The organism is Sphingobacterium haloxyli (assembly GCF_002980525.1).
GTDB lineage: Bacteria > Bacteroidota > Bacteroidia > Sphingobacteriales > Sphingobacteriaceae > Sphingobacterium > Sphingobacterium haloxyli.
This window is the reverse complement of the sequence record NZ_PVBQ01000003.1, coordinates 142,746-155,851: the sequence shown is the minus strand read 5'-3', so window position 1 is coordinate 155,851 and position 13,106 is coordinate 142,746. Positions and strand designations below refer to the sequence as shown.

General features: G+C 42.4%; 12 protein-coding genes. 5 read left to right on the top strand and 7 right to left on the bottom strand.

From position 1 onward, the window contains the following. Positions 1-31: 31 nt before the first annotated feature. Both C5745_RS04360 and C5745_RS04355 read left to right on the top strand, forming a co-directional pair. Positions 32-649 (top strand): MCP four helix bundle domain-containing protein, encoded by a 618-nt coding sequence (locus tag C5745_RS04360; RefSeq protein ID WP_105715763.1) that lies wholly within the window; start codon positions 32-34, stop codon positions 647-649. A gap of 114 nt (positions 650-763) precedes the next feature. Continuing rightward, positions 764-3,415: an alpha-L-rhamnosidase gene (locus C5745_RS04355; protein ID WP_105715762.1), complete on the top strand. Its 2,652-nt coding sequence runs from the start codon at positions 764-766 to the stop codon at positions 3,413-3,415. A gap of 36 nt (positions 3,416-3,451) precedes the next feature. Here the strand turns inward: C5745_RS04355 and mgrA are convergent, their stop codons facing one another. Further along, positions 3,452-4,483 (bottom strand): L-glyceraldehyde 3-phosphate reductase, encoded by a 1,032-nt coding sequence (gene mgrA, locus C5745_RS04350; protein WP_105715761.1) that lies wholly within the window; start codon positions 4,481-4,483, stop codon positions 3,452-3,454. Positions 4,484-4,558: 75 nt separating this feature from the next. Between mgrA and C5745_RS04345 the strand changes: the two genes are divergently transcribed. The 3 genes from C5745_RS04345 (at position 4,559) to C5745_RS04335 (ending at position 6,208) form a co-directional block, all read left to right on the top strand. Beyond that, positions 4,559-5,008: a GNAT family N-acetyltransferase gene (locus tag C5745_RS04345; RefSeq protein ID WP_243403246.1), complete on the top strand. Its 450-nt coding sequence runs from the start codon at positions 4,559-4,561 to the stop codon at positions 5,006-5,008. Between the two features lie 119 nt (positions 5,009-5,127). After that, the gene (locus C5745_RS04340) at positions 5,128-5,661 is read left to right on the top strand and encodes a Crp/Fnr family transcriptional regulator (protein ID WP_207795711.1); all 534 of its coding nucleotides are present in this window, start codon (positions 5,128-5,130) and stop codon (positions 5,659-5,661) included. A 61-nt stretch (positions 5,662-5,722) separates the two neighbouring features. Then, a complete protein-coding gene (locus C5745_RS04335) occupies positions 5,723-6,208 on the top strand; it encodes a carboxymuconolactone decarboxylase family protein (protein WP_105715759.1) in 486 nt (161 codons plus the stop codon). A 24-nt stretch (positions 6,209-6,232) separates the two neighbouring features. Here the strand turns inward: C5745_RS04335 and C5745_RS04330 are convergent, their stop codons facing one another. From C5745_RS04330 to C5745_RS04305, 6 genes are all read right to left on the bottom strand, one after another. Beyond that, positions 6,233-6,823, bottom strand: a complete 591-nt coding sequence (locus C5745_RS04330; RefSeq protein WP_105715758.1) for a DUF1989 domain-containing protein — start codon at positions 6,821-6,823, stop codon at positions 6,233-6,235. 33 nt (positions 6,824-6,856) lie between these two features. Further along, entirely contained in the window at positions 6,857-7,567 is a 711-nt protein-coding gene (gene gntA / locus C5745_RS04325; RefSeq protein WP_105715757.1) for a guanitoxin biosynthesis heme-dependent pre-guanitoxin N-hydroxylase GntA, read from the bottom strand. Positions 7,568-7,701: 134 nt separating this feature from the next. Then, the gene (locus C5745_RS04320) at positions 7,702-9,168 is read right to left on the bottom strand and encodes a sigma 54-interacting transcriptional regulator (RefSeq protein ID WP_105715756.1); all 1,467 of its coding nucleotides are present in this window, start codon (positions 9,166-9,168) and stop codon (positions 7,702-7,704) included. A 73-nt stretch (positions 9,169-9,241) separates the two neighbouring features. After that, positions 9,242-10,363: a vWA domain-containing protein gene (locus C5745_RS04315; RefSeq protein ID WP_105715755.1), complete on the bottom strand. Its 1,122-nt coding sequence runs from the start codon at positions 10,361-10,363 to the stop codon at positions 9,242-9,244. A 74-nt stretch (positions 10,364-10,437) separates the two neighbouring features. Then, positions 10,438-11,058 (bottom strand): response regulator transcription factor, encoded by a 621-nt coding sequence (locus C5745_RS04310; RefSeq protein WP_105715754.1) that lies wholly within the window; start codon positions 11,056-11,058, stop codon positions 10,438-10,440. Beyond that, positions 11,051-13,081, bottom strand: a complete 2,031-nt coding sequence (locus C5745_RS04305) for a tetratricopeptide repeat-containing sensor histidine kinase (protein ID WP_105715753.1) — start codon at positions 13,079-13,081, stop codon at positions 11,051-11,053. The genes C5745_RS04310 and C5745_RS04305 overlap by 8 nt, the downstream gene beginning before the upstream one ends. Between the last annotated feature and the right edge of the window lie 25 nt (positions 13,082-13,106).

Below are 13,106 nucleotides of genomic sequence, written 5' to 3'. Positions count from 1 at the left end.
AGCATCGCATTGCTGGGTTAAATTGAAGATTATGTGGACATTTGCGATTAAACAAAAAATGACAGCAGCGATACTGTTGTTCACCGTGATTGGCTTGGTAATGCTAACCAATATGCGTGAACAACGAATCGCGACACGGATAAGTACCGCAGTCACCTCCATTTATGAAGATCGATTGGTAGTAGCCCAATATATCCTTCGATTGTCGAAACAAATGGACGGTGTTATCACCATCTTGGAAAAAGAGGAAGCTGAAGTTACTGCACGGATAAACAGCCATCTAGCTGAAGTAGCCACATTAAATGCATTATACGAAAAAACGATTCTCACAGAAATGGAAAGAGCTAATTTTGAGACTTTCAAACAGCTGTGTCAGACCATATCCGTAAAAAACAAAAACGGCGATCATACGGCAGCGCTCTCAGCTGCGCGGAACGCCGGAGACACATTGCAAACTTTATCTTCAATACAGGTAGAAGAAGGAAAAAATCTACTAGATGAGGTACTGGATATGACTCGTTTCTCAAACATGATTTCCTACCTGGAATTAGCGATTCTAATCATCATCGCTGTGATTATACAGGTGCTCGTATTTGCTTCGAAGACATTGATAGGCATTAAAAAGCCGACAAATGAAAATCTGAACTAAGTGGGGGTTTCATCGCCAGACAATGTCTTTTGTATAAATACGTTAGGTTTTTATACTTTCAGTATCGTATATTAGTATCAAAAAGAAACGGCAACACCTCATCGTAATCCTATAATGAAAAAAATCTTATTCTTGGCAGTTTGTTTGGTATTATGCGGCAACCTCTATGGAAAGAGCGCTCCAGCAAACGGCGAACCGATCCAGCTGAAATGCGAGCACCTCATAAACCCGATAGGAATAGATATACAGAACCCTAGGCTGATGTGGATGTTAAAGGATGACAGACGAGGAGCTGTTCAGACCGCATATCAAGTGCTTGTAGACACGGACTCAATGGAAGTAGTCAGGAATCAAGGTCGGATCTGGGACACTGGCAAGCTATCTAAAACAGATATACGCGTAACCTATGCGGGGCAAACGTTGGATCCGCAGACGCGTTACTTCTGGAAGGTGATAGCATGGGATAAGGACGGAAAGCCGACACCCTCAGCGGTAGCCGCCTTTGAAACCGGCATGATGGGAGGCAACAACTGGAAGGGTGCTTGGATTAGCGATCATCAGGACATCCACCATAAAGAAGCACCTTATTTCAGAAAGCAATTTGATGTAAAAAAGACCATCAAATATGCTCGGGCATATATAGCGGTGGCGGGCCTGTATGAATTATCCCTGAATGGTGAACGCGTTAGTAATCATCGACTAGATCCAATGTATACACGGTTTGACCGACGCACCCTTTACGTAGCGCATGATGTGACCACCCTTCTTCAATCTGGAGCAAATGCGATTGGTGTGGTTCTGGGCAATGGCTGGTACAACCACCAACCAATTGCTGTCTGGGATTTTCACAATGCGCCGTGGAGAGCAAGACCAACATTTTGTTTAGATCTTCGCATAGTCTATACCGATGGAACTGAAGAAACTATTGTGTCAGGACTTAACTGGAAAACTTCGTCCGGACCGATTGTATCCAACAACATTTATACGGGCGAACATTATGATGCCCGTTTGGAACAGCCCGGCTGGGACGAGCCTCATTTTGATGATGCTAAATGGCGTAGCGTTCGATACCGAAGTGCGCCATCCGACCATATCGTGTCACAGCTGATTGCTCCTATACGGTTAATGAAAACGTACAATCCGATATCGGTTAAGAAGGTTGATGAGAAGACGTATGTATTTGACATGGGGCAGAATATGGCTGGCGTTACACGCATTAAAGTTAAAGGAACCGAAGGTACTGTACTACGTATAGCACATGGCGAACGTCTTGATGAAAATGGTCGTTTGGATATGTCTAATATCGATGTGTATTACCGAGGAGATAAAGAGAACGACCCTTTCCAAACGGATATTGTCACACTTAGTGGTAAAAAGGAAGATGAATTTATGCCTAAATTCAACTATAAGGGGTTTCGGTATGTAGAAGTTACCAGCAGCAACCCCATTATACTAGACAAATCGAACATAATAGCTTATTTCCTACATAGCGATGTTGCTCCAGTGGGCCACGTGAAGACTTCCTCAAAACTGGTAAACGACCTATGGGAAATAACAAACAACGCGTATTTGTCTAACCTGATGGGCTATCCGACGGATTGTCCACAACGAGAAAAAAATGGTTGGACAGGCGACGGACACCTAGCTATCGAAACTGCGTTATATAATTTCGACGGTGTCACTGTTTATGAAAAGTGGCTGGCAGACCACCGCGACGAACAACAGCCCAACGGCGTGTTGCCGGACATTATTCCTACCGGTGGATGGGGATATGGCACTGCAAATGGATTAGACTGGACGAGTACAATCGCTATTATCCCGTGGCAGATATATATGTTTTATGGCGATAGCAGGCTTTTAGCCGACTGTTATGAGAATATAAAACGCTACGTCGATTATGTTGATCGTATCAGTCCGAATGGGCTGACTAGCTTTGGCCGCGGCGATTGGGTACCGGTAAAATCGCGCTCGAACCTGGAACTTACTTCATCTGTTTACTTTTATGTCGATGCAGATATTTTGGCTTCTGCAGCTAAATTGTTTGGTAAAGAAGCAGACTATAAAAGATATGATGCACTGCGTAAAAAAATCAAACAGTCCATTAACGATAAATTCCTAAATCGAGAATCCGGAATATATGCGGATGGAACGCAGACCGAATTGAGCGTCCCGTTACATTGGGGTATCGTTCCAGAGGATATAAAGGCTAAGGTCGCTGCGAACCTGAATAATAAAGTAGCGGAAACTAATTTTCATCTTGACGTGGGCGTGTTAGGTGCGAAAGCGCTATTGAATGCGCTTACCAATAATGGATATGGCGAGACTGCCTATCAGGTGGCCGTTCAGGATACGTATCCATCTTGGGGGTGGTGGGCTATAAACGGAGCAACTACATTGCTTGAAAATTGGGATTTGAAAGCGACAAGAGATATCTCGGATAATCATATGATGTTTGGGGAAATCGGGGGTTGGTTCTTTAAATCTATCGGCGGTATTTTACCCGATCCCAATCAGCCCGGATTTAAAAACATATTACTTCGACCGATTTTTCCAACAGGCCTGAACCAATCAGAAGTCAGGCATCGATCACCGTACGGCGAAATTGTGTCAAGCTGGGAAAAGAAAAAAAATACAATTATTTATGACGTGCAGATCCCAGCGAATTCAACAGCTACGCTTTATCCCCCTGAAAATGTAGAGGCAGATGGGAAAGCAATACATCTCGTAGCCGGAAGGCACCAGTTAAAGCTAAAATTGAAGCAATAGTCAGACACGAGTATGAGTTATTGGCTAAAATCGCACTCAATCTAGTTCTGCTGACCTTGCCCAGATATTTATGTCACTGTCTGTTGCATACCGATCGATTTCAGAAAGTTCCGTTGCTGTAAAGTCAAGATTCTTTATAGCACCGACACAATCCGTCACCTGCTCTGGCCTGCTTGCTCCGATAAGGGCGGATGTGATTCTCCCTTTTTTGAGAACCCAAGCGATGGCCATTTGTGCAAGGGTTTGGCCACGACTTTCAGCAATAACGTTCAGTGCTCGTATCTTTTCCAAATTTTCGTTGCTGAGGAAATTTGGGTTTAACGACTCCCGTTGATTGGCCCGGCTACCATCGGGGATATCGGTGAGATATTTTGTGGTGAGCATTCCTTGGGCAAGCGGAGAAAAGACGATGGAACCCACACCAAGTTCATCAAGCGTATCAATGAGGCCATCGTTTTCAATCCAACGATTAAGCATCGAATAGCTTGGTTGATGTATCAGGCACGGGGTTCCGAGATCATTCAGGATCGCCACAGCTTCTTTTGTTCGGTTACTGTTATAAGAAGAAAGCCCCACATACAATGCTTTGCCGGATCGAACGATCTGGTCCAGGGCCTGCATAGTCTCTTCCAATGGCGTATTGGGGTCAAAACGGTGGGAATAGAATATATCAACATATTCGAGCCCCATACGTTTAAGGCTTTGATCGCAACTTGCTATAAGATATTTTTTGCTACCCCACTCGCCATAGGGGCCCGGCCACATTTCATAACCTGCCTTTGAAGAAATGATAAGTTCATCTCGCAAACCGGCAAAATCTTCCTTTAATATTCTGCCAAAAGCCAATTCTGCCGTTCCCGGGGGCGGGCCGTAATTATTGGCAAGGTCGAAGTGCGTGATACCATGATCAAATGCTGTCCGACATATCTGCTGTTTAATATGATGTGGTTTGTCGTCACCGAAATTATGCCATAATCCCAGCGATATCGCTGGTAATTTCAAGCCACTCTTACCGCATTTGTTATATACCATCTGTTGGTATCTATCTGGATTTGGAGTATAATGCATATCTTCGGTTCATTCTTTTGTTCATCCATTAATGTACGCTAATATACTATAATAGACGTTAATTTTTATACAGTCATGATGAGAATTACATATTTTATTAAAGCATTCAAAGAACTAGATACCACTGAACTTTATCAAATATTGAAACTTCGAAATGAGGTCTTTATTGTAGAGCAATGTTGCCCTTATCAGGATATCGACGAGAAAGATCTAATCAGTTATCATCTGATGTGTTTCGTAAATGATAATCTGGCGGGCTACACAAGACTCCTTCCTGCTGGCGTATCTTATGACGAGGTCTCTATAGGACGAGTCGTTGTTGGCCCTCATTTCAGAGGTTTAAAATTAGGAAAGCAACTTATGGAAAAGTCGATATCGTCATGCAAAGAACTTTTTGGCAGTTCAACGATACGTATTGGAGCGCAAGTATATTTGATAAAATTCTATAATGCATTAGGCTTTGCGGAAATCGGAAAACCTTACGATGAAGACGGAATACCTCATATAGAAATGATTAGGGAGTAATTCGCCAATATATTTGTATAGCGACTAGATATAACGTAGCTAGATTCATGATACACCGACTTAATAGCATTTAAAAAATGAGTAAAATCTTATTTCAACATATCAACAAATTCGTCTCCATGGAAGATCAGGTTCTGGAAGAAGTTATTTCATATTTTACGCACAGAGACGTTGAAAAAAAAGAGCTTTTAATGCGTTCAGGGGATACTATTCTTCATGATTATTTTGTATTATCTGGATGTTTGCAAATGTACTTTATAGACAAGGATGGAACGGAACACACCGTCCAATTTGCCTTACAGGGCTGGTGGCTGGCTGACTACTTAGCCCTTCAAGCGAAGAAGCCCACTGAGTTTTTTATACAAGCTGTAAAAAAGACAGCAATATTGAGCATTTCCGCAACTAAGCGTGTTGAGCTCTTTGAGACTTTTCCGAAACTGGAATCTTATTTCAGAACTGTGTATCAGATCGCTTATGGTAGTTATCAAACAAGAATGAAGTATATCCTAAGTTATTCCAAGGAAGAAATTTACTTCAAATTCAGAGACGAATTTCCAGAATTTGTAAACAGCATCCCTCAATACCTTATTGCAAATTATCTGGGTCTTTCACCAGAATACATTAGTAAATTGAGACGTAAGCATATTTCTTGAACCTGTTCAATTTTTTCTTGCAGGACACACCGTATTTTTGCTGTACGTTAAATGATTAAATATGGCACAACGATTAAAATACAGTGAACATTTTCCAAAAGGGTACAATAAACTTCTGGAACTGGACGCTTTAGCAGGCAACTCAGGGTTAGAAAACCTGCTGGTCCATCTTGTAAGGTTGCGAGCATCGCAAATCAATGGCTGCTTGTTTTGCATAGATATCCACACTAAACAAGCTATTCGGGACGGGGAGCGTCCTCTGCGATTACTTCATTTATCGAGTTGGCAAGAATCGTCGCTCTTTTCGGCACGAGAAAAAGCGGCCTTGCTATGGACAGAGGCTTTAACGCAGTTGAGTCCGGAAACAACGAAAAATGAAGTTTATCAGTCCGTAAAATCGCTATTTGATGACGCCGAACTTACCAAACTCACTATGCTTATAGCTCTTATCAATGCGCTCAATCGGTTCGGCGTGGGTTTCCGAGCAGAACCAGGTTCGCTTGATAAATTTTTAGGATTGGACGAAAACACAATAGCTGGAACATAGCGTCCTGGCCTATTGGGTAGAACGTTAATGCCTACTGCTTATGATCTCATATTGAATAGGCTTAAAAGCATAATTATTTGATTGTTCGGCCGAGCATGCAGTAAGACCGACAATCAAATCCATTTTAGCCTCAAAAACGACATAATCTCCCGCTTTACTTTTAGGCGGATCGACCGATAGTTCTCCGTCTGCACTAAATTGCACATTCATAAAGATGTTGAAAGCGGTTGGGATATCATCCGGTTCTATTCCAAACGCTGAAAGGTTGGTATAAAGGTTTTCAAAACAGCTCGGATGGTACTCAGGATTATTGTAAAGGATTTGAAATGTTTCGGGGCTGCAAGGCGCTAAAAGAAAATCGTTACGCCCATTGGTATCTTCCAATATCTCCATCATCTTACGACTTCTATTACTCCATAAATGATGGCCTTTGGTGATTAAAATCGTATTCTCAAAATCTAGTGTTTTTCCTGACGAAATTCGCTCACGTTTATCATCAGCGTTAAAAAGAACCATATCACTTACTTGTTCACCCTGAGGGTCGATCACTTTTAGTTTATCACCCGTTTTAAGTTGAAAGGCTGTACCTGTTTGTTTTTCTATTGTGTTAACCATATGGTATATGATTGATTTGTAAATATAATTAACTTATTTAGCATGAAATGGACATTTCCAACTTTTATCTACTTTGCGTCCACTATATTGAGGTGCTTCAAGCCCTTCACCGTGGTCGCTGAGCATGGGGTTAATATCGCCGTCATAGTTTATGTCCCGATCACGAATAGTACTTTTCATTTTCTCGTATAGATCGAGATCGCGTAACCGTTCAAACTGGCTATGAAGATTAAATGCCATCGCGGGATACTTGAATCTTCTCGCTCTTCTACTTGCATGCGGGTGCATACCTACCACGAAAAAAGCCTTGCCATGAAAACTGAAGCTAAAATCACGCTCATCAGGATTACTGCCCACGGTGGGATCCCATGGCTGTTCGTCCTTTTCGCTATCGTGCAGTGTTTGTAATTGCAACCAGAGTTTTTTTTCGAAATCGAGCTCGGACTGTATTTGGTCGGTGAATACTGCAATCATGGACATATATTGACTATCGGCGGCAACTGTTTCTTCGACATATGTCTTTAAGTCATTATTTAAAGCTCTGGTACTCTCTTCAGCACCCATTTTTCCGTATATTCCAAACCGATATTGATCGGTATGCATCGCCGATTTTGCGCCGACACAGGGATAATCCACTGCATCGATTTTTTGTATAAAGTCTTGACTGATTTCTTGAATCTGCTGATTCGATCCGGCTATTATATCTTCTGGTTTAAAATAGGTTTTTATTTCTTTTGCTCCCATAATGAATTGATGTGGAATATTAGCATGTCATTTATGGTATAACGACACCAGGAAGCTTTTGTTTCGTAAAAATGGTATGTTTCCCCTATCCTCCAAAGGGGAAACATACAATATAATAGATGATGGTATCGTTTCTATAGGTTATTTCTTAGGTAGCCCTGAAAATTATCTTGAAACTGTAGACCCTTATCTACTCTGTATTTACTCAGTTTATTATATAAGGTCAACCCCCAAAGCACAAATTCGCTGAGAAAATAAATATCTTCCTGTTTTGTCTCTGGTTGATGCTGCTTTATTAACGCACGGATAGGCTCCACTTGTTCCAGCGTCCGCTGATAATCCATAGTAGGCAGTTCGTCCGGCAACTCAATACCGTCTGAACTCAAGAACCAACGCATGATGTCATCGTACGGATATTGTTCGTTTTCCTTCTCTAATTTTTCTATTTTGGGGAATAAGGTGGGGAATAAGGTCTTCACCGCATTTTCGATCAACTGTATAGCAACCGCAGCGGCCCCTTCTTGCTCACCCTCATACAGCAATTCTACCTTTCCGGTTATAGCGGGCACAATGCCCATAAAATCACTTAATCGTACCGCGGTCGACGTTTCTCCATTCCTCAGCATGCGCAGTTCCGCTGTACTCAGCAGGTTTTGGAACGCGGTAATGCTCATCCGAGCGCTGACACCGCTTTTTACATCGATATATTCACTTTCCCGAGCTTCAAAGCTGATTTGCTCCAATATTTCGCGCGCAAGCTCGGGTACATAGATCTGTTCCTTTTGTCCGGCTTCTAAACCGACTTCTTGCGCGGTAATCGCCTTGGCGACAGCCACGGACGTGGGATAGTGCGTCAAAATCTGCGACCCTATACGATCTTTCAGCGGGGTCACGATGCTTCCTCTATTGGTATAGTCTTCGGGATTGGCGGTAAATACAAATTGGACATCCAACGGCAGGCGTAACTTGAATCCGCGGATCTGTATATCTCCTTCTTGCAATATATTGAAGAGCGCCACTTGGATTCGAGCTTGCAGGTCCGGCAGTTCATTAATTACGAATATCGAACGATTTGCCCGTGGGATCATACCAAAATGGATTACGCGATCGTCGGCATAGCTCAGCCTCAGATTCGCTGCTTTTATGGGATCGACATCACCAATCAAATCCGCTACGGTCACATCTGGCGTCGCCAGTTTCTCCGCAAAACGCTCGCTTCTATGAAGCCAGCTAATAGGTGTTTCATCCACTTTCTCACGTAGCAGTTCTACGGCATAACGAGAGATGGGATTAAATGGATCGTCATTGATTTCAGAACCTTCCACTATGGGCACGTATTCATCTAGCAAATTAACCATCAGCCTCGCCAACCGCGTCTTCGCTTGACCACGAAGCCCGAGTAAATTAATATTATGCTTGGAGAGAATAGCTCTTTCCAATTCTGGAATAACGCTGTCCTCATAACCATGTACCCCTTCAAAAACGGTTTCGCCCTTCTGTATTTGTGCTATCAGATTCTGACGCAGCTCTTCTTTTATCGTTTTGGGTGCATACCCTGCATTTTTCAGTTCACCAAATGTCTTTATCTTCGTATAATCCATATAATTTTATTCTTAATTAAAAACGCCAATGAATGTGTGTGAAATCGTTATCCTATTGTTCCTAAATCGATGCTTAACGGATTCTCTTTTTACGATTTTCTTCGTAATCTTCGAAAATCATTTCGCCTAAATCTCCCAGCCCCGTGTAATAGGCTTTACCCCGGTTCGACGCCGTAAATTCATCGACAAATTCCTGCAGATAGGGGTCAGCGGTAATCATAAACGTCGTGATCGTTATGCCCAATTTTCGTGCCTGTGCCGCTACACTGTAGCATTTGCTGGTGATAATAGGATCCAGACCCATTGGATTTTTATAGTATGTGCCATCCGGCATATTCAAACAGCTCGGTTTCCCATCCGTAATCATGAATATTTGCTTATTCGCATGCCGTTTTCGTCGGAGTATATCCATGGCTAGCTGAACGCCGGCAACGGTGTTAGTGTGGAACGGCCCAACTTGTAGGTATGGTAGATCTTTGATGGCTATAGGCCAAGCATCATTACCAAAGACGATGACATCCAGTGAATCTTTAGGATAGCGCGTAAGGATGAGCTCCGATAAAGCCATAGCAACTTTCTTCGCTGGTGTAATTCGGTCTTCCCCATACAGGATCATGCTGTGGCTGATGTCAATCATCAGCACCGTACTCATCTGCGACTTAAATTGCGTATCCTCGACAACCAGATCATTTTCTGACAAACTGAAATCTCCTATTCCATGATTGATCTGTGCATTTTTCAGGCTCTCTGTCACCGATATTTTCTCCAGATTATCCCCATATTGATAGCCTCTAAAATCTCCTGTATTCTCGTCACTACGCCCTTGGTAATTGGTTTTGTGATTCCCGGACTTACCCTTGCGCATCTTACCAAAAATTTGATTCAAGGCATTCTGCCGAAGGGCCTTTTCCATCTTCGAGGTGATATCCACGCCCTCTCCACCACCAAAGCCTAAACGTTCTACAATGTATCCCTTATTTTTCAGATCTTCTATAAAATCGTCTATGGTATATTCGGGTGTCGTCAGTCTGAACTCTTTGTCCAGTTCCCGCAACCAATCGATGGCTTCATCAAAATCACCAGAGGTATGGGTGATGAGCTCCTTGAAAATTTCAAATAGCTTATCAAAAGGCGTCTGAAAGGGCTCTTCGTACTGCTTAAAGACAAATCCCTTATTTCTTTCCGCTTTCTTCATAGCATAAATTTACGATTTAATAGCCTTTATCGCGTCTGAAAAATGCAAGAATCGTAAGAAAGATGACAGCAGCCTTAAATAAACTTCATTTCGGTAGCCTTATGAATCAAAGATACCGAATTGCTCACGAGAAACTTCTGCAAAAGATTCCTGCGGTGACTTTCTACGGTCAGCGGGCTAATAAACATCAGCTCTCCAATCTTTGGTGTAGTATACCCTTTTGCCATCAAAGATAGCACTTCTCGTTCCCTTGCCGTGATTTTAGGTACGGAATCCTGTTTATCAGACAGTGCGTCGTTCATCTCCGTGCTAAAAACTTGTTCGCCGTGGTACACGGCTTGTATAGCATCGATCAATTCTTCTGCCGATACATTCTTAAGGAGATAGCCGGTTGCCCCCGCCTGTATCATCCGTAAGGCGATACTTCCTTCGTTTAAGTTGCTGATAGCAATTACCCGGGTGTCGAGGTAGGACTTTTTAATAAGTTCGGTCGCTTCGATTCCGTTCATATCGGGCATATTAATGTCCATTAGCACAACATCTACCTGTTCAGTCTGTAAAAAGCTCAACGCATCCTTAGCTCGGCTAAACGTCTTTTTGAGCAAGATATCGGAGTTTCGGCTTAAGATAAACTCAAACCCATTTAGGACCAACGGGTGGTCGTCGATAATGATGACGGAGATGACTTTATCCATATATATCTAGCCGAATATGAAATGATGCGCCTCTGCCTAGCATCGTATCGATTTCCAATTGTCCGTTTAGTATCTCTACGCGATTACGGATATTGGAAATTCCAATTCCTTCTTTTTCAAGCAGCTCCTGTTTGGGATCAAATCCTCGGCCATTGTCCTCTACAGAAACGAAAAACTTCCCTTTTTCTTCGCTGCACTGCACCCAAACCTGCGAAGCTCTACTGTGTTTGACCGCATTGGTTAACAGTTCCTGTACAATACGATACACAGCAATTTGAAAAGGTTGAGGATGATTACTACTCACCTTTGACGCCTGGAAATCGATCTTTAATTCAGCATTAGTCAGGGCATTGCAGAGATCTTTCAAAGCTGCTTCAAGCCCCATATATAATAAAGACTCAGGCATCATATTACGTGCTACCCGACGCAGCTCATCGACCGAATGATCTAGTTGACTGATAATGGTATACAATTCCATATGGGGTTCGTTATTAATCTCTTGTTTGTTAGCATTCGTGGCAACTGCTGATAATTTCAGCTTAACACTTGCCAACATACCGCCTAAACCATCATGCAGATCTCTTGCTATTCGGCTACGTTCACGCTCTTGTCCTTGCAACATAGCATGATAGAGGTTTAGTTTTTCTTGTTGACGGTGGTTTTTAAGTTCTTTCTGCAATAGCATTTCTTTTTGTGCCGCTAACTTCTTTTTGTTCTTCAGCGCATTATACCCGGTATAACTGACTACGCCTAATATGATACTGGTTAGCAATAAAATGCCGGCCAGCATACGCGTATTTTGTAGGGAAAGCTGCTGTTGTTGACTTTCTGCTTGTATCTGAAGAAGCGCTTTCTCTTTTCTCGCCGTCTGATATTTTTTTTCCAACTCATGGATATGAGCTTGACTCCTATCATGAAAAAGGGTATCTGACACATTTTTATATGCTTCATACCATTTGACAGCCTCTTGGTATTGGCTTAATTTCGCAGTGGTACTAGCCAGATTGTAGTAGACCATCTGTTTGTTTCTTAACGAATATTTCTGTTGTACGTGCGGTAATACCTCCAGTAGCTTTTCTTTTGCGGAACCGTATTCGCTGTTCATCTGGTAGGCCGTAAATTGATCAAAAAGTATCGTAGCGGCCATTTCCTCATTGCTATGCATTTTTGCTGCGGATAAACCGCTTTCAAAATGCGCATGGGCTTTCTTATAATCTTTTAGCGCTGCCCAATAACTTCCATAAACGGAATGATATATAGGGATATATGGTGAATTTGGAATATGGAGGGCCAATACGGCGGCGCTGTCTAACAAGTCGCCGGACTTACGATAATTTTTGTGAAGCAAAGCATTCCGTACGACATTAACAAATAGTGTAAAACGCTCTTCCGGCGACTCTGTCTTTCCGCTAAGCAACTGTAGCGCCTTGTCATAATATTCATCCGCTTTTTCATAATCACCTAAATTCATCAAATTTATAGCGACATTTTGAAAATTATTTCCCATTAGGGAAGAATCTCCGATACTTTTTGCTAGCGGAATGACTTTTTCTATTAGAATCTGAACATATTCATGCGCTTTACCCTCACGTTGCAATAATGCTCCGTAGCTTCCCCATAACCGCGCGCGGTAGCGCGAAGCCTCCGTACGTTGTTCTGCCTTCACATCTTTTAAGAAGCGCTCAGCCTTCATGTAGTTTTGTTTGGCTTCGGTGGGATCGGCCTCAAAATAAACTGCGGCACGGTAGAAGCTCTCTAGCCCTTGGTAGAAAGCGGAGTTACCTGTTTTTCCTAAAACATTTTCAGCTTCGCTTAGATAGGAAAGTGCTTTAGTTGTATCGTAATCGGACCAAAAAAAACTCAGATCAAATAAAGCTCGCGCTTTTGCGTCGCGGTCTTTTATTGATTGTAGTTGTCGGAAAAGGCTATCACCATGATGTTCTAGCTCATCTTTCGACTGGCTAAATCCCTGTGTTATTATGATCACCAAAAGCAAAACAAGCAACCCAAGTCTCTGTAGCATATGAAATGTAACCACTGATTGTTTT